Source organism: Streptomyces sp. NPDC052299 (genome assembly GCF_040679335.1).
Lineage (GTDB): Bacteria > Actinomycetota > Actinomycetes > Streptomycetales > Streptomycetaceae > Streptomyces.
This window is the reverse complement of sequence record NZ_JBFAUP010000002.1, coordinates 154,625-178,056: the sequence shown is the minus strand read 5'-3', so window position 1 is coordinate 178,056 and position 23,432 is coordinate 154,625. Positions and strand designations below refer to the sequence as shown.

The window sequence follows — 23,432 nt, the reverse complement described above, 5'->3', positions numbered from 1 at the left end:
TCAGGACAGCCACGCGTCGTGGAACTGCGGGTAGGACGTCGAGTCCAGGGTCAGGCCGTGCACCTTCCGGCCGACTCCGTAGACGCTCGCCATCTCGAACACCGGGATCTGGTAGCCCTGTTCCAGCACCCGGCGCTGCGCGGTCGCGACCAGGGCGGCGCGCTTCTCCGGGTCGGTCGCGGCGGCCTGCGCGTCCAGTGAGCTCTCCAGCCGGGGGTCGTCGATGCGCCCGAGGTTGAGCAGTTTGCCGGAGAACGCGGTGCGCAGGATGTCCGGGTCGTTGCGGGTGCCGTTGCCCCAGGCGAGGTCGTAGTCGCCCGCGCCGCGCGCCTGCTGGTAGTCCGGCAGGGAGAGCAGCGTGAGGGTGAGGCCGATCCCGGTCTCGCGCAGTTGCTGCTGGATCAGTTCCAGAACGGTCTGGTTGGGCCCGAAGTTCGCGCCCAGGATCACCTTCAGGTTGAGCTTCTTGCCGTTCTTCACCCGGATGCCGTCCGGGCCGGGTGCCCAGCCGGCCGCGTCCAGCGTCCTTCTGGTCTTCTCCGGATCGTGGGCGAGCAGCGCGCTGTTGTCGGCGTACGCGCCCGTGCTGCTGGACAGCGCGCTGGTCGCGGGGAGGTAGCTGGGGCTGAGGACGGTCTTCACGACCTCGTCCCGGTCCACGGCCGTCTGGAGGGCGCGCCGCACGGCCGGGTCCTTCGTCAGCGGCCGCGCGGTGTTGACGCTGAGCGCGACGGGCACTCCGGGGTTGGGCCGGTCGAGGACGGACAGCCCCTGCCCCGCGAGGGTCTCCTGGTCCTGCGGCGGGACGCCGGCGATCGCGTCGACCTGGCCGGAGTTCAGGCTCCCGCTGCGTACCCCGGCCTCGGGGACGACTCTGAGGGTGAGCTTGTCCAGATGGGCGGCTCCGGAGTGCTTCCACAGCGGGGAGCCCCACTTGTAGCCGTCGCGCCTGGTGAGTTCCACCGAGGTGTTCGGGGTGTAGCCGTCGAGCGTGAACGGTCCGGAGCCGATCAGTCTGGCGGTGCAGCGCTTGTCTGCGGGGAGTTTCAGGCTCGCGGGGGCGAGGAGTCCCAGAGTCGCCGTCGAAGTCGCCTGGAGGAACTGCTCGTTGGGACCCTTGAAGGTGACCTTGGCCGTGTACCGGTCGACGACCTCGGTGTCGCGGTAGCCCTGGAGGTAGCCGGCGCCCAGCATCGACTTGGCGCCCAGGGCGGCGACGGCGTCCAGGTTGGCCTTGACCGCCTTGGCGTCGAGCGGGGTGCCGTCGGCGAAGGTGGCGTCCGTGCGCAGGCTGAAGGTGAACCGCGAGGCGTCGGACGAGACCTGCCAGGAGCGCGCGATCCACGGCACGATCTGGCCGGTCTTCGGGTCCTGGTCGGTGAGCGAGTCCACGAAGGCGCGGGCCCCGTACAGGGCGTCGGTGGTCGTTGCCTGGTGCGGGTCGACGCAGCCAGGGTCCGCCGCCATGGCGAACCTGAGGTGGCCGCCGGACCGCGGTGTGGACGCTGCCTGGCCGGAGGACCCGGATGCTCCGGAGCAGGCCGTCGCGGTGAGCGAGAGGACGAGCGAGGCGGCGAGGGCGGCCATCGGGGGGCGCGCGAAGAGGCGCGAGGGCGCGGGACGTCTGGACATGAAGGTGCGACTCCGGGTGAGCGAGAGCGGAATTGAGGTGACAGCGGCCGGTTCCGTACGGGTGACGGGTGGCCGGACCGGGCGCGGGGACGCGTGCGTGGTGCGCCCCGGGCGCCGGTGGGCGTCCGGTTGAACCGGGTGGCGGGCACGGCGTCGCGGGCCTGCGTGGGACGCGGGTGCCCGTACGGCGTGCGGGAGGGGGTCAGTGCCCCGGACAGAGGAAGCCGGCGAGGCGTTGCAGATCGATGTGCCGACGGGTCGTCAGCGGTACCCGCTCAGACACGGCCCATCCTGAAGCCGACGCCGCGTACGGTGATGATCCAGTCGGGCGAGCCGAGCTTGGAGCGGACCGCGCTCACGTGGGTGTCGATCGTGCGGCTGGCCCGGCCGCCGGGGGCGTGACGTCCCGGGAACCCCCACACCGCGGCCATCAGCGAGGCCCTGGAGTGCACGGTGTGCGGCTCCGAGGCGAGCCTGTGCAGCAGGTCGAACTCCTTGAGGGTGAGGCCGATCAGCCGGCCGTTGAGCCGCACCTCCCGCGTCTCCGGGTCGATGCACAGGGAACCGTGCGCGATGGCCGCCGCCCGCGCACTCCGTGCCGGCGCCGGGCGGGACCGCCGGAGTACGGCGTCGATGCGGGCGAGGAGCTCGCGGAACCCGTACGGCTTCGCCATGCAGTCGTCGCAGCCCGCCTGCAGGCACAGAATCCGGTCGAGTTTCATCCCGGCATCCGTGAAGGCGATGACGGGAATATCGCTGGTCGACCGGACGGCCCGGCAGACCTCCAGGCCATCGATGTCGGGCAGGAGGAGATCGATCAGAAAGAGGTCGAACTTCTCGTGCATTTCCAGAGCTTCGGTGCCCGTCGTGCAGATCTCCACGTCGTACCCGTGCCGCTTCAGCTGGGCACTCAATGTGTTTCCGTTCGACCTGTCGGAATCAACGACCAGGACGCGCATCAATTCCCCCGTTCCATGGCGCGGGCGCAGCACCGAAGTTACGGCCTCAGGCTAGACACCCAGTCGCACGCCTGACTGTGAGCGGGGTCACAGGAAGGGGTGCGAGGGGGGCTCCTGCGCCTTCCTCAACAGGGATTTGTACTTCCCCTGACATTTCCTTGGCACCGGCCGCGCAGTCGACCGGGCGCCGCGCTTTTCCCGGCCGCGGAAATGTCAGACACCGGCCCCGCCGGCTTGACGTTCGCTTGACATCTCCTTGCGCAGGACCTTGACGTTTCCGCCTTGAAAACAAAAAGTGCGGCGGCCGAGGATGTTTCACGTCAGCAGGGATCGAACGGACCTTCAGTCGGGAGACTCCATGGATGCTTCGGTCATCATTGTCGGAGCGGGACCGGCAGGACTCGTACTCGCCGGTGAATTACGTCTGGCCGGAATCGATGTCGTCGTGGTCGAGCGCCTTTCCCGGCGCACCGGGGAATCGCGGGGACTGGGTTTCACCATCCGCACGACGGAAAGCCTCGACCAGCGTGGCCTGTTGTCCCGCTTCGGCGAACCGGAGACCAGCACCCGGGGCCACTTCGGCGGCATCCCCCTGGACCTGGCCGTCCTCGGCGGCACCCACCCCGCCGCCCGCGGCGTCCCGCAGTCCGTCACCGAGACGGTCCTGGAGGGCTGGGCGCGTGAACTGGGCGCCGACATCAGGCGCGGACACGAGTTCCTGTCGCTCCAGGACACGGGCGAGGCCGTCTCGGCACGCGTCAGGGCCGGCGACCGGGAGACCACGCTCACCGCGCGCTATCTCGTCGCGGCGGACGGCGGACGCAGCGCGGTCCGCAAAGCAGCCGGTTTCGACTTCCCCGGCACCGAGGCCACCACGGAACTGCTCCTCGCCGACATCAGGGGCGTGGACGTGGATGCCCGGGCGACCGGGCAGAGCCTCGCCGGCGGGATGGTGATGTCCGCCCCGCTCGGCGACGGCCTGCACCGCGTCATCGTCGGTGAACGCGGTGCCCTGCCGGGGCGGCGCACCGGGCCGCCCGCCTTCCACGAGGTCGCCGACGTGTGGAAGCGGCTCACGGGCGGCGACATCTCGGGGGCCGAGGCGGTGTGGGTGTCCGCGTTCACCGACGCCACCCGTCAGGCGTCCGAGTACCGGCGAGGCCGCGTCCTGCTGACCGGGGACGCGGCCCACATCCACCTGCCGGCCGGCGGACAGGGCATGAACACCTCCATCCAGGACTCGTTCAACCTCGGCTGGAAGCTCGCCGCCGTCCTGCGCGGGACGGCTCCCGCCGCCCTGCTCGACACCTACCACTCGGAACGCCACCGGGTGGGACGGCAGCTCCTGGCCAACACCCGCGCGCAGAGCCTCCTCATCCTCGGCGGCGACGAGGTGCAGCCGCTGCGGGACGTCCTGTCCGAACTCCTCCCGTACGAAGAGGTGGCCCGCCACCTCGCCGCCAAGGTCAGCGGGACCGACATCCGGTACGACGTCGGCAGCGGCTCCCACCCGTTGCTCGGTGCCCGCATGCCCCACCTGGAACTGACCACCCGGGCCGGCCGCACCAGCTCCACCGCCCTGCTCCGCTCCGGCCGCGGGGTGCTGCTGGACCTCACGGACAACCCCTGGCCGCGCCGCAGGGCCGCCCGCTGGCGGGACCGGATCGACGTGGTCACCGGCGCCCCGCACGGCTCCCCGCCCGCCGGCCTCGCCGGCACCACCGCGGTCCTGCTCCGCCCGGACGGCTACGTCGCCTGGGCCGCCCCCGGCAGCCACCACGACCTGCCCACCGCGCTGGACCGCTGGTTCGGACCGGCCTGACCCCCGACCGCTCTCAGAGAGGCCCCCATGCACAGCAACCTCATCGTCGCCCGGATGGAGATCGGGAGCGCCGAAGAAGTCGCCCGTCTCTTCGGCGAGTTCGACACCACCGACATGCCCCACCGGATGGGCACCCGCCGCCGCCAGCTGTTCGCGTACCGCGGGCTCTACTTCCACCTGCAGGACTTCGATGGCGAGGACGGCGGCGAGCGCATCGAGGCCGCCAAGTCGGACAGCCGGTTCATCGGCATCAGCGACGACCTCAAGCCCCACATCGCGGCCTACGACCCCGCCACCTGGCGCTCGCCGGCCGACGCCCTGGCCCGGCGCTTCTACCACTGGAGCGCCACGTGACCGCCGCCCCGTCCGGACAGGAACGCCGTGTCGTCATCACCGGGGTGGGCGTCACCGCTCCCGGCGCCCTCGGCACCAAGGACTTCTGGCGGCTGATCTCCGACGGCCGGACCGCGACGCGACGGATATCCCTCTTCGACCCCTCGCCGTTCCGCTCCCAGGTCGCCGCGGAGGTCGACTTCGACCCCGAGCTCGCGGGGCTCGGCCCGCAGGAGGTCAGGCGGATGGACCGGGCCGCCCAGTTCGCCGTCGTCACCGCCCGCGAGGCCGTCCACGACAGCGGGCTCGACTTCACGGCCCTGGACCCCGTGCGCACCGGGGTCACCATCGGCAGCGCCGTCGGCGCCACCACGGGCCTCGACCAGGAGTACCGCACGGTCAGCGACGGCGGCAGGCTCGACCTGGTCGACCACCGGTACGCCGTGCCGCACCTCTACAACTTCCTGGTCCCCAGCTCCTTCGCCACGGAGGTCGCCTGGGCCGTCGGCGCCGAGGGTCCGGGCACGGTCGTCTCCACCGGATGCACCTCAGGGCTGGACGCCGTCGGCCACGCCGCCGGTGTCATCCGGGACGGTCTCGCCGACGTGATGGTGGCCGGTGCCACCGACGCCCCCATCTCCCCCATCACGGTGGCCTGCTTCGACGCCATCAAGGCCACCACCCCCCGCAACGACGACCCCGGACACGCCTCCCGCCCCTTCGACTCCAGCCGCAACGGTTTCGTGCTCGGTGAGGGCGCCGCCGTCTTCGTCCTGGAGGAGCTCAGCGCCGCACGGCGGCGAGGGGCCCACATCTATGCCGAGGTGGCCGGCTACGCCACCCGGTCCAACGCCTTCCACATGACCGGGCTGCGGCCCGACGGCAAGGAGATGGCCGAGGCGATCCGGGTGGCCCTGGACGAGGCGCGGCTGGACGCCGAGGACATCGACTACATCAACGCCCACGGTTCCGGTACGAAGCAGAACGACCGCCACGAGACCGCGGCGTTCAAGCGGAGTCTGGGCGAGCACGCCTACCGGACTCCCGTCTCCTCCATCAAGTCGATGGTCGGCCACTCGCTGGGTGCCATCGGGTCGATCGAGGTCGCCGCGTCCGTGCTCGCGATGGAGCACCACGTCGTCCCGCCCACGGCCAACCTCCACAACCCCGACCCCGAGTGCGACCTCGACTACGTGCCCCTGACCGCCCGCGACCGGCGGACCGACGCGGTGCTGTCCGTCGGCAGCGGCTTCGGCGGCTTCCAGAGCGCGGTCGTCCTCGCCCGCCCCGATCGGAGCATCCGATGAGCGCCCGGACGGTCATCACCGGAATCGGTGTCGCAGCCCCCAACGGACTGGGCCTGGAGACCTACTGGCGGGCCACCCTCGCGGGGCGGCGGGCCATCGCCCCGCTGACCCGGTTCGACCCCACGCCCTACCCCTCCCGGCTGGCCGGTGAGATCAGCGGCTTCGAGGCCGCCGAACTCCTGCCGGGGCGGCTCCTGCCGCAGACCGACCGGATGACGCGGATCTCGCTCGTCGGAGCCGACTGGGCCCTGGCGGACGCGGACGTCACCCCCGGCGATCTGCCCGACTACGACGTCGGCGTGATCACCGCGGGCCACTCGGGCGGCTTCGAGTTCGGCCAGAACGAGCTGAAGGCCCTGTGGAGCAAGGGCGGCACCTACGTCTCGGCCTACCAGTCGTTCGCCTGGTTCTACGCGGTCAACAGCGGGCAGATCTCCATCCGCACCGGCGCCCGGGGTCCGAGCAGCGTCGTCGTCAGCGACCAGGCCGGCGGCCTCGACGCCCTCGCCCAGGCCCGCCGCCAGGTCCGCAAGGGAACCCCCGTACTCATCACCGGCGCCGTCGACGCCTCCCTGTGCTCCTGGGGGTGGGTGGCCCAGATCGCCGGCGGCCGGCTCACCACCTCCGACGACCCCGAGCGCGCCTACCTCCCCTTCGACAGCGAAGCCTCCGGACACGTGCCCGGCGAGGGGGGTGCCATCCTCGTCGTCGAGGACGCCGAGCACGCCCGCCGCCGGGACGCGCCCCGGGTCTACGGGGAGATCACCGGCCACGCCGCCACGATGGACCCGCGGCCCGGCAGCGGGCGGGCCCCCGGGCTCCAGCGCGCGATCGAACTGGCCCTGGCCGACGCGGGAAGCGAACCGTCCGACGTCGACGTCGTGTTCGCCGACGCCGCCGCCGTGCCGAAACTCGACCGGGCGGAGGCGGAGGCGCTCACCAAGGTCTTCGGGCCGCGCGGGGTGCCGGTCACCGCCCCCAAGACCATGACCGGCCGGCTGTACTCCGGCGCGGCACCGCTCGACGTCGCCACCGCGCTGCTGTCGCTGCGGGACGGCGTCATCCCGCCGACCGTCGGCTCCACCCTCGCCGAGGGATACGAGATCGACCTCGTCGGGCCCCGCCCCCGCCCCGCCGCGCTGCGGACCGCACTGGTCCTCGCCCGTGGGCAGGGCGGTTTCAACTCCGCCCTCGTCGTGCGCCGCCCCGGCGCACCGGGGTGACTCGTCCCGCACACGGCGACCCCAAGCCCCCGACCACCGGCACGCGCCGCACCACCGTCCGTCACGCGCCCACACCACGAAAGGCTCCGCCATGTCCGCACCCGGCACCCACACCGTCTTCGTCCTCGACGACCTGCGCCGCATCCTCCGCGAGGCCGCAGGCGCCGAGGAGGGGGTCGACCTCGACGCCGACATCCTCGACACCACCTTCTACGCGCTCGGCTACGAGTCGCTCGCCCTGCTGGAGACGGGCGGCCGGATCGAGCGGGAGTACGGCATCACGCTCGACGACGACACCCTGACCGACGCCGGCACCCCCCGCGCGCTGATCGACGTGGTCAACGCGCAGCTGACCGCCGCCCACACCGTCTGAGGAGACTCCATGAGCCAGCACACGGGCCCCGTGGCCCTCGTCACCGGCGCCACCAGCGGCATCGGCCTCGCCGTCGCCCGGCTGCTCGCCGGGCAGGGCCACCGGGTCTTCATCGGAGCCCGCAACGGCGACAACGTGGCCGCCACCGTCAAGGAGCTGCGGGCGGAGGGGCTGGATGTCGACGGCACCACCCTGGACGTCCGGTCCGCCGATGACGTGCGCACGTTCGTCGGCGCCGCCGTGGCCCGCTACGGCACGGTCGACGTGCTCGTCAACAACGCCGGCCGCAGCGGCGGAGGCGTGACCGCGGACCTCGCCGACGACCTCTGGGACGACGTCATCGACACCAACCTCACCAGCGTCTTCCGCGTCACCCGGGAAGTCCTGAACGCAGGGGGCCTGCGGCGGAAGGACCGGGGCCGGATCATCAACATCGCCTCCACCGCGGGCAAGCAGGGCGTCGTCCTCGGCGCCCCCTACTCGGCCTCCAAGCACGGGGTGGTCGGCTTCACCAAGGCGCTCGGCAACGAGCTGGCCCCGACCGGGATCACCGTCAACGCCGTCTGCCCCGGCTATGTGGAGACTCCGATGGCCCAGCGCGTACGCGAGGGCTACGCCGCCGCCTACGAGACCACCGAGGAAGCGGTCCTGGAGAGGTTCAACGCCAAGATCCCGCTCGGACGCTACTCCACCCCCGAGGAGGTCGCCGGTCTCGTCGGCTATCTGGTGTCCGACACCGCCGCCTCCATCACCGCGCAGGCCCTCAACGTCTGCGGCGGCCTCGGCAATTTCTGACGTTTCATCACATCACGCGACCCACAGGAGACTTCACCATGACGACCCGCGAGGTCGAGCACGAGATCACCGTCCGGGCGGCCGCCTCCGAGGTCTACCGGCTGCTCGCCGAGGTCGAGAACTGGCCCCGCCTCTTCCCGCCCTCCGTCTACGTCGAACAGCTGGAGGTCAACGGCGACCAGGAGCGCATCCGGATCTGGGCGACCGCCAACGGCGAGGCCAAGAGCTGGACCTCCATCCGCATCCTCGACCCCGAGGGCCTGCGGATCCGCTTCTGGCAGGAGATCCCCGCCCACCCGGTCGCCGAGATGACCGGCACGTGGATCATCGAACCGCTCCCCGGGGGCGAGAGCCGGGTCCGCCTCCTCCACGAGTACCGGGCCGTGGACGACGACCCGGAGAAGCTGGTCTGGATCGACCAGGCCGTCGACCGCAACAGCCGGGCCGAGCTGCCCGGGCTGAAGACCAACCTCGAACTGGGCGCCACGGACGCCGAACTCTCCCTCTCCTTCGAGGACTCCGTACGCGTCGAGGGCTCCGCCAAGGACGTGTACGACTTCCTCAACGAGGCCACGCTGTGGTCCGAGCGGCTTCCGCACGTGGCCGGGGTCCGGCTCACGGAGGAGACCCCCGGCCTCCAGATCCTGCGGCTCGACACCCGTACCAAGGACGGCTCGACCCACACCACCGAGTCGGTCCGGGTCTGCTTCCCGTACCGCCGGATCGCCTACAAGCAGACGACGCTGCCCGGACTGCTCACCCTGCACACCGGCTACTGGCAGCTCGACGAGGACGCCGACGGGGTCACCACCGCCACCTCCCAGCACACCGTCGTCCTGAACGCGGAGAGGATCACCGAGATACTCGGCGAGGACGCCGGTGTGCCGGAGGCCCGCGCCTACATCCGCGACGCCCTCGGCGGCAACAGCCGCGCCACCCTGGGCCACGCCAAGCAGTACGCGGAAGCCCGGCGTTGACCGGGCCGGCGGCCGAGGTCCCGGCGGCCGACGTGGTCGTCGTCGGCGCCGGGCCCGTCGGGCTCCTCCTCGCCGGTGAACTGCGCCTGGGCGGTGCCCGGGTGACCGTCCTGGAGCAGCTCACCGAGCCCGCCACGGAGTCCCGGGCGTCGACCCTGCACAGCCGCACCCTGGAGATCCTGGAAGACCGCGGCGTGCTCCGGCGCCTGGGCGCCCTGCCGGACGGCGGGCCCGGCCATTTCGGCGGGCTCCGCCTCGATCTCACCGAAGCGGAGCCCGGCCACCCGCACGCCGGACAGTGGAAGTGCCCCCAGACCAGGCTCGAAGCCGTCCTGCAGCTCTGGGCCACCGGCCTCGGGGCCCACGTCCGGCGCGGCCACCGGGTCACGGGGCTCACGGTCCGTCCGCACCGCGTGGAGGTCGCCCACACCGGCACGGACGGCGCCACGCACAGCACGACGGCCGCGTTCGTCGTCGGCTGCGACGGGGAGCGGAGCACGGTCAGGCGCCTCGGCGGCTTCGAACTCACCAGCGAGGACGGGACGCTGGAGATGCTGCGTGCCGACGTGGCCGGCATCGACGTACCGGACCGCCGCTTCGAACGGCATCCGCGCGGGCTGGCCACGGCGCACCGCTGGCCCGACGGCTCCACCCGGGTGATGGTCCACGTCTTCGGTGCGCCGCCGGCCCGGCGCACCGGTCCGCCGTCCTTCGCGGAGGTCACCGCCGCCTGGGCCGAGGTGACCGGCGAGGACATCGGCCACGGCACGCCGTTGTGGCTGAACGCGTTCGACAACACCAGCCGGCAGGTCACCGCCTACCGGCGCGGCAGGGTCCTGCTCGCCGGTGACGCGGCGCACGTCCAGATGCCGGTGGGCGGCCAGGCGCTCAACCTGGGCCTCCAGGACGCCGCCGCCCTCGGTCCCCGCCTCGCCGCCCGCGTCACCGGCCGCGCCGGGGACGACGAGCTCGACGCGTACCACCGCGAGCGGCACCCGGTCACCGCCCGCGCCCTCACCGGCATCCGGGCCCAGGCACGGCTGCTGCTCGGCGGCCCCGAGGTGGACGGCCTGCGTGAGGTCATCGACGGGCTCCTGCGCCTGGGCACCGTACGCCGCCATCTCGCCCGGGTCGTCACCGGGCTCGACACCCCCCGACCACCCGCATCCACAGGGAGCTGACCATGAGCAACAGGCTCGAAGGAAAGACCGCACTCGTCACCGGGTCGAGCCGGGGCATCGGACGCGCCATCGCGATCCGGCTGGCCCGCGAGGGCGCGCTCGTCGCCGTCCACTACGCGCACGACCGGAAGGCGGCCGACGCGACCCTGGCCACGATCGAGGGCGAGGGCGGCCACGGCTTCACCGTCCGCGCCGAACTCGGCGTCCCGGGCGACGTCCACGAACTCTTCCTCGGTCTGGAACGCGGGCTGAAGGAGCGGACCGGCGAGACCACCCTCGACATCCTCGTCAACAACGCGGGTGAGACCACCCAGAACGGCGTCGCCCCCGAGGACGTCACCCCGGAGCAGTTCGACCGCTTCTTCGCCGTCAACGCCAAGGCACCGTACTTCCTGGTGCAGCGCGCCCTGCCGTCGATTCCCGAGGGGGGCAGGATCGTCAACATCTCCTCGGGCCTGACCCGGGTCGCCAACCCCGAGCAGGTGGCGTACGCCATGACCAAGGGGGCCATCGAGCAGCTCACCCTGCACCTGGCCCGGCAGCTCGCCCCCCGCGGCATCACGATCAACAGCGTGGCACCCGGCATCACCGACAACGGGAGCCCCGTCTTCGGCATCCCCGAAGCGGTGGCGGAGATGGCCAAGCTGTCCGCCTTCCGGCGCGTGGGCGAGGCCGGGGACGTCGCCGACGTCGTCACCTTCCTCGCCACCGACGAGGCCCGCTGGGTCACCGGCTCCTTCGTCGACGCCACCGGCGGCACCCTCCTCGGCTAGGCCGTGCCGGCCGTTCCCCTTTTCGAAAGGCATCTGTCATGGACGTCGGTCTCCTCTTCGACCTGCGCAATCCCGACCAGTGGCACCGGCCCTGGGCGGACCACTACGCGCGGACCCTGGAGTTCTGCGAGGAAGCGGACCGCCGGGGCGCGGGCGGTCTGTGGTTCACCGAACACCACCGCTTCGAGGACGGCTATCTGCCCCAGCCGCTCACCTTCGCGGCGGCCGTCGCCGCACGCACCCGCCGCGCGCGCATCGGCACCTCGGTCGTCCTGCCGGCGCTGCACCACCCCGTCGACATCGCCGAACAGGCCGCGATCGTGGACCTGCTCAGCGGCGGCCGGCTCGAACTCGGCCTGGGCGCCGGCTACCGCGTCCCCGAGTACACGCTCTTCGACGCCGACTTCGGCCACCGCTTCGCACGGACCGAGGAACGCATGACGGAGATCCTCCGCCTCTGGCGCGAGCGGGAGATCACTCCGCTTCCGATCCAGGACCCGCCACCGGTCTGGGGCGGCTTCTACGGGCCGCGGGGCGCCAGGCTGGCCGGCCGGCTGGGCGTCGGACTGCTGCACATCTCCCGTGAACGCTTCGGACAGTACCGCGAAGGACTGATCGAAGGGGGCCACGACCCGGAGACCGCGCGCGTGAGCGATCTGCTCCCCCTCCTGCTCGCCCGGGACCCGGAGGCCGCCTGGCACCGTGTCGGTCCCCACCTGGTGCACCAGGTGAACTCCTACCGTCAAGGGGCCCTCCAGGGAACCGCTTTCGAGGGCCCGCCGCCGCTGACCCTCGAGGATCTGCGGGACCCGGACGCCGAGGACCGGCGCGGACTGCTCGACATCGTCACCCCCGAGGACGCCGCCGTCCGCATCAAGGAGCTGACCGAGGGCCTGCCCGTCAAGCACCTCATCTTCTGGGCGAGCATCGCCGGCATGCCGGACGACCTGGTCGCCGAGAACCTGGAGCTGGTCACCGAACAGCTGCCGCGCCTCCTGCCGTGACCACGACCGAACGCCCTTCCGTCGGGCACGCGTGGGCCCTGCTCCTCGTCCTGTCCGGCAACATGGTTCTGGACGCGACCGAGGTGTCGCTCGTCCTGGTCGCCCTGCCGGTCATCGGCGAGGACCTGGGCCTTTCGCTGCTGACCGTGCAATGGCTGATGAGCGGCTTCGCCCTCGGGTTCGCGGCCCTGCTGACCGCCGGGCCGCGGCTCGCCGCCCGGTTCGGCAGGCGGCGCGTCTACTTCGCCGCGATGCTCGGCTTCGCGCTCGCGTCGGTCGCGGGCGGGCTGGCGGACGGGCCCGCCCTGCTGATCGCGACCCGGGTGGTCAAGGGCGCGTGCGCCGCCCTCACGGCGCCGATGGGGCTCGCCATCATCGGCACGGCCTACCCAGAGGGGCCGGAGCGGCGCCGTGCCGTCTCGGTGTACTCCGCCTTCGGGGCCGCGGGGTTCACGGCCGGGCTCCTCGTGTCCGGGGCGCTCCTGGAAGCGGGCTGGCGCTGGATCTTCCTGCTGCCGGCCCCGGTCGCCCTCGTCCTCCTGCTGTGGGGGCTGCGGCTCGTCCCCCACGAGGTGACCGCCCGGCCGCCGGCTCCGATCGCGGACCGCGCCGGACCCCCCGCACCTGGTCCGCCGACGCGCGAGGGCGTACTGCTGCGCACCGGTCTGGGGGCGGCCACGCTGAACGGCACCTACCACGGGCTGCTGTTCCTGCTCACCTTCCAGATGCAGGGACAGTACGCCCGCTCGCCCTGGACGAGTGCGCTGGCGCTGCTGCCCGCCTGCGTGCCGCTCGCCGTGTCCGTGCCGTTCGCCGGCTCCCTGGTCCGTCGCCACGGCACGGGCCGGCTCATCGCGCTGGGGGCCGCGGCGCCCCTGCTGGGATACCTGCTCGCCGTGTGGCGGCCACCCTCGGACGCGTACCTCACCCGCACGCTGCCCGTGCTGCTCCTCGTCGGCGCGGGGTTCGTGCTCTCCTTCGCCGCGCTCAACATGCGGGCCGCCGGGTCCGTACCGCCGTCGCGTCGCGCCACGGCGATCCCGCTCTACCAGACGGCCGTGCAACTCGGCGCGGTCCTGCTCCTCCCGCTCACCGCCTGGCTCCTGACCGTCCGCGACGACCGGCGGCCGGCCCTCGCCGTGCTGGCCGTCGTGGCGGCGGCGGGCCTGGCCGCCGCTCTCCCCGGACTCCGCGACGGACGTGCCGGCCCACCCTCACGGAAGGAACCCGCATGAGTCCCGAGCCCCGGGCCGCCGCCCGCCGCGGCCCCGACATCGCGCGCCCGGACGCCACCTCGGTCCACATCACCCACTGGCACGCTCCCGGACGCGACGCCGCCCGTGCCCTGCTGGACGAGGTGTCCGACCGGTGGGCCGCGGCCGTGTGGCCCGACGGGCTGCTCTCGTTCCACGCCTATCTGGGCACGGACGGGGACACCGTCCTCGCCTACGTCCAGTCCGCGCGCCGCTCCGCCCACCACGACCTCGTCCGGACGCTCCGGGGCCCGGCGGCAGCCGCGGCCGTCTCCTACCGGCTGCACACCAGCGTGGTCCTGGAACGCACCGGAACACCCCCCGGAGCCGTCGTCGTCGCCACCTTCGACGTCGACGGAGCCGACGCGCAGAAGCGGATCATCGAGTCCGTGGCGCGGGCCGTCACCGACGCACCGGCGGAGCAGCGCGAAGGCATGCTGAGCGCCCATTTCCACGCGAGCACGGACGGCAGCCGGGTCCTCAACTACGCGGAGTGGACCAGTGACGAGGCGCACGTGGCGTTCCTGGAGGGCGCGGCCCGCGCGGCCACCCTCCGGGCCACCGGTGCCACCCCCGGCGTACGCCCCATCGGCTTCCGCCGTTTCCACCTCCATCACGGCATCACCCCCGACAGGAGCGACACATGACCATTCTGGTGACCGGAGCACGCGGCCGGGTCGGCGCCGCCGTCGTGCGCGAACTGCTTGGCGCAGGCGAGAAGGTTCGGGCCGCGAGCGCCGACCCGGCGTCCCTGACGGCACTGCCCGACGAGGTGGAGCGGGTGCGGCTCGACCTGGCCTCACCGCAGGGCCTGAAGGAGGCCCTGCACGGCGTGCGGAAGATCTTCCTGTACGCCCAGCCGGCCGGCGCGGCGCGTCTGACCGAGGCCGCGGCGGCGGCCGGAGTCGGGCACATCGTGCTGCTCTCCTCCCTGGCCATCGACAGCCACGGGGCGGACACGAGTCCGATCGCGCAGCAGCACCGGCTCGTGGAGGACGTGCTGCGGGCCTCGGGGATCGGCTGGACGTTCATCCGGGCCGGGGGTTTCGCCGCCAACGCCCTCCAGTGGGCGCAGGAGATTCGGGAGGGGCGTCCGCTGCGGCTCGCCTATCCCGAGGCCCACAGTGAGCCGGTCCACGAGTCGGACATCGCCGCCGTCGCGGTGCGCGCGCTGCTGGACGAGGCCCACCGGGGCGCCACTCTGCGGATCACCGGCCCCCAGTCCCTCTCGGCGCGGCGGCAGGCGGAGCTCGTGGCGGCGGCAGCGGGCCGGGACGTCGTGGTGCGGTTGGTCACGCCCGAGGAGTACCGCGAGCAGCTCACCGCGTTCGTGCCCGAACCGGTCGCCGCCACACTCGTGGCGTACCAGGCGGCGCGGGACGGCCGGCCGCAGCGGACGTACGACGGTGTGCCGGCCGTGCTCGGCCGCCCGGCGTTCTCCTTCGCGCAGTGGGCGAAGGAGAACGCCGAAGCCTTCCGCTGAACGGCCGCGGCCCGTGCGTGAGCGGCGCCCCGGCGGGGGGCGCCGCTCACGGCCGTCCCGGTGCTACCACTCGACGGGCAGGCGCGTGACACCCCGCATCACCCGGTTGGTGTTCCACTCCACCTCGTCGGCCGGTACCGCGAGCCGCAGCCCGGGCAGCCGCCGGGCCAAGGTGGCGATGACCGTCTGCAGTTCGAGCCGGGCGAGCGGGGCCGCGGGGCAGTGATGCGCCCCGTGCCCGAACGCCACGTGCGGGTTGGTCTCCCGGTTGAAGTCCAGCTCCTCCGGGTTCTCGAACACGGTCCCGTCCCGGTTGGCGGCGTCGGTCTGCGCGACCACCGCGTCACCGGCGCGCACCAGTTGCCCGGCGAGCTCGAAGTCCTCCACGGCGATCCGGGAGAAGGGCGCCACGCTGGTGGCCAGGGGGGTGTACCGCAGTAGTTCCTCGACCGCGGCGGGGACCAGGTCCGGGTCCTTGACCAGGGAATCCCACAGCGGGGGCCGGGACAGCAGGGTGTAGAGGAAGTTGCCGGTCTGGTTGGCGGTCGTCTCGTGCCCGGCGGTGAGCAGATCCACGGCGAACACGCCGAGTTCACGCTCGGTCAGCCGGTCGACGCCCTCGCGCGAGGTGACCAGACGGCTGAGCAGGTCATCGCCGGGCTCGGCGATGCGGCGCGCGATCAGCTCCCGCAGGTAGCCGTCGAGGCTGTCCCGCGCCGCCTGAATGGTCGCGGGGTCGGTGACCGTCAGCGCCATCATCGCGTCGGTCCACTCGCGGAACCGGCCGCGGTCCTCCTCCGGTATGCCGAAGGTCTCGCAGATGACCGTGATGCCCATGGGCCAGGCCAGCCCGGTGGCCAGGTCGGCGGGCGGGCCCGAGTCCTCCAGGGCGTCCACGAGGGCGTCGATGATCGACTGCACCCGCGGCCGGACGGCGGCCACCTGGCGTGCGGTGAACGCCTTCGCGGCGAGCCGGCGCAGGCGCGTGTGCTCCGGCGGGTCCATGCTGAGGAGGGAGTCGGCCTGCTGGATCAGCGGGCTGGACCGCGGGACGTCCTTTCCGACGGCGGCGGCCCTGCTCAGCCGGGTGTCGGAGAGCGCGGCGCGTACGTCCGCGTACCGGGTCACCAGCCAGGCGTCCCCGCCGTGCGGCATCGTGACCCGTGCGACGGGCTCCTCGCTCCGCAGCCTGGCGTAGGCCGGATCGAGTTCGAGGCGCTCGGAGGTGAAGCCGGAGGCGTGGTAGGGGCAGGAGGACAGGGAATTCCCGGATTCGGTCGTCGTCATCGGATGGTCTCCGTCTGTGAGGTGAACCGGTGCGCGAACCCTGCCGACTCTAGATTCCGCCGTTTTCCGTCCCGGTCAGCCGGTTCATCACATCTCGACAATTCGTTGTCAGGAAAAGGAAAACCGGCAGGCGTGGGGGCGGCGGGCCGACGGGGTACGGATTCCGCCGGCCCTCCACGGGAGTTCTCACTCGTGTCAGGAGTTTCACTCGTGTCCGACCCTGAACCCCACACCGCGTACGGTCCTTATCCAGCTGCTCCGCCCCAACTTGCTGCGCAGGGAGCTGACATGGGTGTCGACGGTGCGGGTCGCCCGGGACCCGAGCACGTGCGGCATCGGGTCCTCCCAGATCTCGGTCATCAGCCGTTGCCGGCTGACCACGCTCTCGGAGTGCCGGGCGAGATAGTAGAGCAGGTCGAATTCCTTGCGGGTGAGATCGACGGGACTTCCGCGCAGCAGGACCTCGCGGGACGCGGCATTGATGCGCAGCGTGCCGATCGAGAGGACCGTCAGGGACTCCCGTAATCCCGGCCGGGCGTGCCTGCGCCTGGTCACGGCCTCGATGCGCGCCACCAGTTCGCGGAATTCGTAGGGTTTGTCGAGGCAGTCGTCCGCGCCGGTCCGCAGGGCCAGGACGCGGTCCAGTTCGCTGCCGCTGTCCGTGAACGTGATGAGCGGTGTCTCCGCGTCTTCGCGGATGCGCCGGCAGACTTCCAGGCCGTCGATGTCGGGCAGGTCGAGGTCGAGCAGGACGAAGTCCGCACCACGATGTGCGTCCAGGGCCGCCGCGCCACTGCTGACGGAGGCGACGCCGTACCCGTGGCGTTCCAGTGCCCGGGTCAGTTCGCCGTCGCTGTTGTGTGAGTCCTCCACCACGAGAATCTGCACGATGCCTCCATTGATCCGATCGGGTGTGCGCACGCAGACGATGTTCTCCGCGCGGCCCGGGATCCCATGGCACGTGTCGAGGGTCTTAAAGAAGCGTTCACAGAAGTTCACGACCGCTTCGCGTACGACCGATCGAACCTGCCAGTACGTGTCAACTCATGAACCAGGCAAGGGATCTGACGTCCCGTAAGCTGCCAGGAAGGCGGCGACCGCCGAACGTGCCACCTGCCGGATCTCCGCCTCCGGCACGGCGCGGGTACCGAGCCGGGACCGGGCCTCCATCGGGCCGGTCAGCAGGGCCAGGAAGTGCTCGGCCGCCTCCGCCGGATCGCAGGACCTCAGCCGGCCGGACAGGGCGAGCCGGGCCAGCCGGTCGGCCAGCGCCTCCTTGAGCCGGCTCGCCCCGCGCCCCCAGACGATCTCCAGCAGGTCGGGGAACTGGCCGATCTCCGCGTAGAGCAGGCGCCGCAGCGCCCAGGACTGCTCGTTGCAACATCGCAACAGCAAGCGGTACGCCAGGTCTTCCAGCCGGGCGGACCGGTCGTCGTCCCGCGCCTCGGCACCCGCGCCCCCCTCGGCGGTGAACAGGTCGACGACGGCGAGGTTCTGCGCCATCACCTCGTCGGCGGCGGCCTCCATCGCGCTGCGGAAGACGCTCTGCTTGTCGCCGAGGTGGTTGTACACCGTGTGTTTGGCGACCCCGGCGACCTCGGCGATCTCCTCCATGCAGGCGCGGGCATAGCCCCGCTGGGCGAAGACGGTGAACGCGGCGCCCAGGATCGCCTGCCGCTTGTCGATGCGGCCTCGCGACGGGGCCTTGGGGGTGCTCGTTCCACTCACCACGCCATCGTACCCATCAGCCCCCAAAAATGCACTGGTGGGTGCAAACAGCTACCCCCACGCGTTGAAACCGTACGCATGGGTGCCCTACTCTGCACTCGCCAGTGCAATTCTCGCTCACGATCTCACCGGAGACAGTCATGGCGCATGCACAGGACGAACGTCTGGATCCCGCCCTGCGGCGGCTGATCGGCGTGATCCTGTTGGGCGGGATCATGGGGATCCTCGACGGCTCGATGATCGCCGTCGCGGCCGACACCCTCGCCCGGGACTTCGACACCTCGCTGTCCACCATCAGCTGGGTGTCCACCAGCTATCTGCTCGCGCTCACCGTCTCGATCCCCGTCACCACGTGGGCGGTCGACCGGTTCGGCGGACGGAGGCTGTGGCTGCTCGGCCTCGTCGTCTTCCTCGTCGGCTCGGTCGCCTCCGGCCTGGCCTGGAACGCGCCGAGCCTCATCGTCTTCCGCGTCGTACAGGGCCTGGGGGCCGGTCTGCTCGACCCGCTGATGCTCACGCTGCTCGCCCGCGCCTCCGGGCCCACCCGCGCCGGACGCGTCATGGGCCTGATGGGGATCGTCGGCTCCAGCGGCCCGGTGTTCGGGCCGGTCGTCGGCGGCATCATCCTCCAGGGCACCGGCTGGCGCTGGATGTTCCTCGTCAATGTCCCCATCGGGCTCGTCGCCCTGGCACTCGCCCTCAAGTTCGTGCCGGGGGACACCCCCGCCGGGAAGTCCTCCGCGGGCAAACTCGACATCCTCGGACTCGCCCTGATCGGACCGGGCGTCGCCGCCGGTGTCCTGGCGCTCTCGCAGGCGGCCGAACAGGCCGCGTTCCTCGTCCCTTCGGTACTGGTGCCTCTGGTGCTCTCCCTCGTACTGCTGGGTGGATACGGGTTCCACGCCCTGCGCCGACGCGGCGAGGGTGCGGCCGCACCCCTCATCGACCTGCGCCTGTTCAAGCGCGGCAGCTTCGCCGCCAGTGTGACGGTCGGCTCGCTCGTCGGCCTCGCCACGTTCGCCAGCCTCTTCGCCCTGCCCCTCTACCACCAGCAGGTCCAGGGACGCAGCACCTTCGAGGCCGCCCTGCTGCTCGCACCGCTCGGCATCGGGTCGGCCCTGTCCATGCCGGTCACCGGCCGGCTCTCGGACCGGGTCGGCTCGCGCAGCCTCGTACGGGCGGGCGGCGCTCTCGCGCTGCTGAGCGCGCTGGCCTTCACCCGTATCGGGGCGGATACGCCCGAAGTGTGGCCGGCCGTCGCGGCGTTCGCCATCGGTGTGGGCCTCGGCGCGGTGGGGGCCCCCACGATCGCCTCCCTCTACCGCACCCTGCCCGGGCCCCTGGTGCCGCAGGGGAGCTCGGTGCTCTACATGCTCAACCAGCTCGGTGCGTCGATCGGCATCGCCGTCGTGGCGCTCGTGATGCAGACCGCGGGCGACGGGGACCCGGTCCGCGGATTCCACGCCGCGTACTGGACGGTGTCCGTGGTCCTCGCCCTCGTTCTGGGGGCGGCGACCCTGCTGCCGGGCCGCCCCGCGGCCACGGAGACCCCGTCCGCCGGAAGCCCGCCCGAGGAGCCCTCGTCCGCCGGAAGCCCGCCGGCGGAGGTTCCGCCCGCCGGGATCTCCACCACATCCGTTCGAACGCTCGGGGAGGGCGAATGAGCACTCTGGTCATCGCCGGTGGTACCGACGGCATCGGCAAGGCGCTGGCCGAGGTGTACCTGGACCGGGGCGACACGGTGGTCGTCATCGGCCGGAACCCCGAGAAGGGCCGCCGGTTCCTCGACGCCGCGCGCGCGGCGGGCGCCGCCGAGCGGGCCTTCTTCGTCACGGCCGACCTCAGCCTGCTGAAGGAGACCTCCCGCGCCGCCGAGGAGATCCGCGTCGCGTTCCCGACGGTCGACGCACTGGTGCTCTGCGCCCGCCACTACCGCTTCCGGCGCACGGAGACCGCGGAGGGGTACGAGGAGAACTTCGCGCTCTTCTATCTGAGCCGCCATGTGCTGGGCGAGGCCCTGGCCGAGCCGCTCTCCCGGGCCCGGCATCCGGTCGTCGTCAACGTGGCCGGTCCGGGCGCCGGGCTCGACATCGTCCGGTGGGACGACCTCCAGCTCAGCCGCGGCTACCACGGCGGGGCCGCGCTCGGTCACGGCGGAAAGCTCAACGACCTGCTGGGCGTCTCCTACGCCGAGCGGCACGGCCCGGCCGGAATCCGTTACGTGCTGATCCACCCCGGGGTCACGGCAACCGGCTTCGCCGGTGAGTACGACCGCGCGACGCTCGCTCACATCCGGTCGATGCAGGCGCACGCGAAGCCCGTCGAGGCGGCCTTGCCGCCGATCACCGAGGCCATCGACAATCCGCCCGCCGAGGCGCTCAGCGCCTTCGTCGAGGGCCGTCGCATCCCGGTCGGCACCCCCGGCTTCGACCCGGCCGCCGCACGCCGGCTGCGCGACCTCACCGACCGGCTCCTTGCCGGGAGTTGACACTCCTGACGAAGACCTGAAACGGCGGCCCTGGGAATCGGACGGCACCGGCCGGAGACTGGGAGGGCGCCGCCCCTCCCTCCCCTCCCGACTCCCAGGAGCCGCCACCATGTCCTACGTGTCCGCCGACCCCGTACGGGCCGTGCTCGACGATCCGCGCAGCGCGGCCGTACTCGTCACCACCGTCGCCACGCGGGGACCGGACCACACCAGGCGGACCGCCGAGCGGGCCGTCGCCGACGCGCGCCGAGCGCCGTGGCCGCGCGGGCTCCTCTCCCTGACCGTGTACACCAGCGGTGACGACGACTCCGTCCTCACCTACGCGCAGTGGGACGCCGAGGACCGGATTCCGGCCGTCGGCGCCCCTGGCGGAGCGGGCGCCGTCTCCCGGGTGTTCCGGCACTACCGCACGGTCCGCGGCACAGCCGTGGAGGAGCCGGCGCCCGTCCCGGAGTCGTTCCCGGCGGCGTTCTTCCCCGCCGAGGACGAGCAGGCCGCCCGCGCATGGCTCGACGGGCTGCTCGCGGGGGAGGAGCGGACCGAGGGCGACGACCGTGCCTACCCGGGCGCCCTTGCCGCGCACCTCCACATCGCCGCGGACGGTGGCCAGGTGCTCAGCTTCTCCGAGTGGGTCGCGGAAGAGCCGGCCGTCGCCCACATCGAAGCGGTGTGGGCCCCGGTGCTCAAGGACTTCGGCGGCACCGGCACCCTCTACCGCCACCACCGCACCCTGCTGGCCCCGGAGGCTGCCGCTCCGCGATGAGACGGTCGCCGCGGGTCGGCTTCACCGCGCACCGACCGGGCCGCACGGTCCGGCTGCCAGGGGTGACCGGTCGCCGGACCCGGCTTTCATCCGGACCGCGGCACGTTCCGGATGAACAGCACCGGCGTCACCGCGGTCGCGGCGGCGAACAGGCCGAACGCGAGGCGCATGCCGCCCAGTTCAGCCACGAGCCCCACCACGGCCGCGCCCAGGGGCATGGCGCCGAAGTTGAAGAGGCGGGACGCCGCACCGTAGCGGCCCAGCATCCCGTCGGGCACCCTGCGCTGTGTGAGGGTGCGGGCGTTGACGGACCAGAGGGTGCCGCCCATGCCGCCGAGGAAGGCGCCGGCCGCCACCGCCCAGAGGCTCGTCGTGAGCGCGGGCAGCGCCACCATGGCGATGGTGCCGATCAGATCGGCGAACATCGCGCGCCGGGCGCCCAGGACCCGGTTGACCCAGGTCACCGTCAGCGCCCCGGCCAGGCCGCCGACGCCGAGGGCGCTGAGCAGGATGCCGTAATCACGGGCGCCGAGCCCCATGACCTGCTGGGCGTAGAGCGGCATGAGCGCCAGCCAGGCGCCCCAGACGGCGGAGAGCACGGCGACGATCAGGGACAGGGTGCGCAGCAGGCGGTCGTTCCAGAGGAGGCGCACACCCTCGGCGATGCGGCTGTTGACCGAAGCGGGTGCCGTGTCCGGGGCGGGTGCGGCGGGGCGGAAGCGGCCCACGAGCAGGAGCAGCGAGAGGGCGGCGAGGGCGTAGGAAGCACCCGTCACGCCCAGGGCGAGGCCGGTCCCGGCGGCCAGGAGCAGTCCTCCGACGAAGGGGCCGGCGAATTCCTGTCCCACGGTCTCCGCGCCCACCATCCAGGCGTTGGCCCGCTCCCGTCCGGAGGGCGGAACGGCGGCCGGGACCAGGGCGGATGCCGAGGTCGCGGCCGCCACGTCGGCGATGCCGAGGACCGCGCCGGCGGCGAAGAGCGCGGGGAGCGCGATGCCGGCGGTGACGGCGGAAGCGGTGAGCCAGGCCATCGCGGCCACCCGCATGGCATTCGCCGTCCAGAGCAGCCGGCGGCGGTCGAAGCGGTCCACGAGGACGCCGATGTGCAGGGCGATGAGCAGCCAGGGCAGCGTGAGGGTCAGGGAGACGGCGGTGACCTGGGCGGGTGAGCCGGTGAGCCGGGCGGCGAGCAGGGGCAGGGCCATCTTCATCACGCCGTCGGCGAGGTTGGTCGCGGCGGTGAAGGCGACCAGTACGGCGGTGTTGCGGCGCCCGAGGCGGGTCCGGGTGTCGTGCCGGGCGGTCGCGGTGCCCGTGCGTTCGGGCGCTGTCGTGGTCATGGCCGTCCATCCCCCTGGTCGTCTCAGCGGCACGTCATCTCACCGGCTAACGCTTTAGCCGGTGAGATGACTGTGCCTCACCGGCTCGCCTCGCGCAACCGGTAAAAGCGATAGCCGGTAGAATGGTGGGGGTGTGGAAGGAGTGATACGCATGCTGGAGCAGCCGGCCGCGGCCGTCCTGGTCGAAGCCTTCGCCAACACGGTCGACGTGGAGGAGGCGAGCGACGAAATCGCCACCCCCGCCGGGCTGTCCGCCTGGCTCGCCGGGCGCGGCCTGCTCGACGCCCCCGCAGAGCTCACGGCGGACGTGCACGCCGACTGCCTCGCGCTGCGCGCCGGTCTGAGGGAGGAGCTGGGCGCACACGTGGGCGACACACCCGACCCCGGGCTGCTCGCCGCCGCCGAGCGGGTGCTCGCCGCGCACCCGGTACTGGTCACCGCCCGGGGCACGCTCGTCGCCGCCCCGGACCTGCCGCCGGAGCGCCGGGCCCTGGCCGCACTGGCCATCGCCTGGAACGAGCTGGTCACGACCGGCGACGCGGCCCGGCTCAAGCGTTGCGCGGAGCACACCTGCGCCTGGGCGTTCTGGGACGTCTCGAAGAACCGCAGCCGTCGCTGGTGCTCGATGAAGGTGTGCGGCAACCGCAACAAGTCCCGCACCTACGCCACCCGGAAGCGCCAGGCCGTCTGACGAGGTGTCCGGCCGGGCTC

General features: G+C 72.3%; 24 protein-coding genes. 17 read left to right on the top strand and 7 right to left on the bottom strand.

Annotation, left to right across the window (positions count from 1 at the left end):
• The 3 genes from AB0L33_RS04000 to AB0L33_RS03990 form a co-directional block, all read right to left on the bottom strand.
• Entirely contained in the window at positions 1-1,632 is a 1,632-nt protein-coding gene (locus AB0L33_RS04000) for an ABC transporter substrate-binding protein (RefSeq protein WP_365677543.1), read from the bottom strand.
• 202 nt (positions 1,633-1,834) lie between these two features.
• Complete coding sequence (locus AB0L33_RS03995; RefSeq protein ID WP_365677897.1) at positions 1,835-1,915, bottom strand: putative leader peptide; 81 nt, start codon at positions 1,913-1,915, stop codon at positions 1,835-1,837.
• Complete coding sequence (locus tag AB0L33_RS03990; protein ID WP_365677542.1) at positions 1,908-2,591, bottom strand: response regulator transcription factor; 684 nt, start codon at positions 2,589-2,591, stop codon at positions 1,908-1,910. The genes AB0L33_RS03995 and AB0L33_RS03990 overlap by 8 nt, the downstream gene beginning before the upstream one ends.
• Positions 2,592-2,949: 358 nt before the next feature.
• On the opposite strand from AB0L33_RS03990, the gene AB0L33_RS03985 reads away from it, so the two are divergent.
• The 13 genes from AB0L33_RS03985 (at position 2,950) to AB0L33_RS03925 (ending at position 15,115) form a co-directional block, all read left to right on the top strand.
• On the top strand, positions 2,950-4,413 hold the full coding sequence (locus AB0L33_RS03985; protein ID WP_365677541.1) for an FAD-dependent monooxygenase: 1,464 nt from the start codon (positions 2,950-2,952) through the stop codon (positions 4,411-4,413).
• Between the two features lie 27 nt (positions 4,414-4,440).
• A complete protein-coding gene (locus tag AB0L33_RS03980) occupies positions 4,441-4,767 on the top strand; it encodes a TcmI family type II polyketide cyclase (RefSeq protein ID WP_365677540.1) in 327 nt (108 codons plus the stop codon).
• On the top strand, positions 4,764-6,053 hold the full coding sequence (locus AB0L33_RS03975) for a beta-ketoacyl-[acyl-carrier-protein] synthase family protein (RefSeq protein ID WP_365677539.1): 1,290 nt from the start codon (positions 4,764-4,766) through the stop codon (positions 6,051-6,053). Before AB0L33_RS03980 ends, AB0L33_RS03975 begins: the two co-directional genes overlap by 4 nt.
• Positions 6,050-7,276, top strand: coding sequence for a ketosynthase chain-length factor (locus AB0L33_RS03970; protein WP_365677538.1), 1,227 nt, complete (start codon positions 6,050-6,052; stop codon positions 7,274-7,276). Before AB0L33_RS03975 ends, AB0L33_RS03970 begins: the two co-directional genes overlap by 4 nt.
• A gap of 91 nt (positions 7,277-7,367) precedes the next feature.
• Positions 7,368-7,649, top strand: coding sequence for an acyl carrier protein (locus AB0L33_RS03965; RefSeq protein WP_365677537.1), 282 nt, complete (start codon positions 7,368-7,370; stop codon positions 7,647-7,649).
• A 9-nt stretch (positions 7,650-7,658) separates the two neighbouring features.
• A complete protein-coding gene (gene fabG, locus AB0L33_RS03960) occupies positions 7,659-8,444 on the top strand; it encodes a 3-oxoacyl-ACP reductase FabG (RefSeq protein WP_365677536.1) in 786 nt (261 codons plus the stop codon).
• Positions 8,445-8,482: 38 nt separating this feature from the next.
• Positions 8,483-9,421, top strand: a complete 939-nt coding sequence (locus AB0L33_RS03955) for an aromatase/cyclase (protein WP_365677535.1) — start codon at positions 8,483-8,485, stop codon at positions 9,419-9,421.
• On the top strand, positions 9,418-10,602 hold the full coding sequence (locus AB0L33_RS03950; protein ID WP_365677534.1) for an FAD-dependent monooxygenase: 1,185 nt from the start codon (positions 9,418-9,420) through the stop codon (positions 10,600-10,602). The genes AB0L33_RS03955 and AB0L33_RS03950 overlap by 4 nt, the downstream gene beginning before the upstream one ends.
• Before the next feature lie 2 nt (positions 10,603-10,604).
• Positions 10,605-11,375, top strand: a complete 771-nt coding sequence (locus AB0L33_RS03945; protein WP_365677533.1) for an SDR family oxidoreductase — start codon at positions 10,605-10,607, stop codon at positions 11,373-11,375.
• Between the two features lie 38 nt (positions 11,376-11,413).
• Positions 11,414-12,379, top strand: coding sequence for an LLM class flavin-dependent oxidoreductase (locus AB0L33_RS03940; RefSeq protein ID WP_365677532.1), 966 nt, complete (start codon positions 11,414-11,416; stop codon positions 12,377-12,379).
• Complete coding sequence (locus AB0L33_RS03935; protein ID WP_365677531.1) at positions 12,376-13,614, top strand: MFS transporter; 1,239 nt, start codon at positions 12,376-12,378, stop codon at positions 13,612-13,614. Before AB0L33_RS03940 ends, AB0L33_RS03935 begins: the two co-directional genes overlap by 4 nt.
• On the top strand, positions 13,611-14,279 hold the full coding sequence (locus AB0L33_RS03930; RefSeq protein ID WP_365677530.1) for an antibiotic biosynthesis monooxygenase: 669 nt from the start codon (positions 13,611-13,613) through the stop codon (positions 14,277-14,279). The genes AB0L33_RS03935 and AB0L33_RS03930 overlap by 4 nt, the downstream gene beginning before the upstream one ends.
• Entirely contained in the window at positions 14,276-15,115 is an 840-nt protein-coding gene (locus AB0L33_RS03925; protein WP_365677529.1) for an NAD(P)H-binding protein, read from the top strand. Before AB0L33_RS03930 ends, AB0L33_RS03925 begins: the two co-directional genes overlap by 4 nt.
• A gap of 63 nt (positions 15,116-15,178) precedes the next feature.
• On the opposite strand, the gene AB0L33_RS03920 is transcribed toward AB0L33_RS03925, so the two are convergent.
• The 3 genes from AB0L33_RS03920 to AB0L33_RS03910 form a co-directional block, all read right to left on the bottom strand.
• On the bottom strand, positions 15,179-16,402 hold the full coding sequence (locus AB0L33_RS03920) for a cytochrome P450 (protein WP_365677528.1): 1,224 nt from the start codon (positions 16,400-16,402) through the stop codon (positions 15,179-15,181).
• A 204-nt stretch (positions 16,403-16,606) separates the two neighbouring features.
• A complete protein-coding gene (locus AB0L33_RS03915) occupies positions 16,607-17,290 on the bottom strand; it encodes a response regulator transcription factor (protein WP_365677527.1) in 684 nt (227 codons plus the stop codon).
• Between the two features lie 156 nt (positions 17,291-17,446).
• On the bottom strand, positions 17,447-18,130 hold the full coding sequence (locus AB0L33_RS03910) for a TetR/AcrR family transcriptional regulator (protein ID WP_365677526.1): 684 nt from the start codon (positions 18,128-18,130) through the stop codon (positions 17,447-17,449).
• Positions 18,131-18,270: 140 nt separating this feature from the next.
• Between AB0L33_RS03910 and AB0L33_RS03905 the strand changes: the two genes are divergently transcribed.
• The 3 genes from AB0L33_RS03905 to AB0L33_RS03895 all read left to right on the top strand — a co-directional run bounded on the left by AB0L33_RS03905 (position 18,271) and on the right by AB0L33_RS03895 (position 21,381).
• Positions 18,271-19,794, top strand: a complete 1,524-nt coding sequence (locus AB0L33_RS03905) for a DHA2 family efflux MFS transporter permease subunit (protein WP_365677525.1) — start codon at positions 18,271-18,273, stop codon at positions 19,792-19,794.
• A complete protein-coding gene (locus AB0L33_RS03900) occupies positions 19,791-20,618 on the top strand; it encodes an SDR family NAD(P)-dependent oxidoreductase (protein ID WP_365677524.1) in 828 nt (275 codons plus the stop codon). The genes AB0L33_RS03905 and AB0L33_RS03900 overlap by 4 nt, the downstream gene beginning before the upstream one ends.
• Before the next feature lie 109 nt (positions 20,619-20,727).
• On the top strand, positions 20,728-21,381 hold the full coding sequence (locus AB0L33_RS03895; protein WP_365677523.1) for a hypothetical protein: 654 nt from the start codon (positions 20,728-20,730) through the stop codon (positions 21,379-21,381).
• Between the two features lie 86 nt (positions 21,382-21,467).
• Here the strand turns inward: AB0L33_RS03895 and AB0L33_RS03890 are convergent, their stop codons facing one another.
• Positions 21,468-22,721, bottom strand: coding sequence for an MFS transporter (locus tag AB0L33_RS03890; RefSeq protein WP_365677522.1), 1,254 nt, complete (start codon positions 22,719-22,721; stop codon positions 21,468-21,470).
• A gap of 151 nt (positions 22,722-22,872) precedes the next feature.
• Here AB0L33_RS03890 and AB0L33_RS03885 point away from each other — a divergent pair, with 151 nt between their 5' ends.
• Positions 22,873-23,412: a CGNR zinc finger domain-containing protein gene (locus tag AB0L33_RS03885; RefSeq protein ID WP_365677521.1), complete on the top strand. Its 540-nt coding sequence runs from the start codon at positions 22,873-22,875 to the stop codon at positions 23,410-23,412.
• Positions 23,413-23,432: the final 20 nt, after the last annotated feature.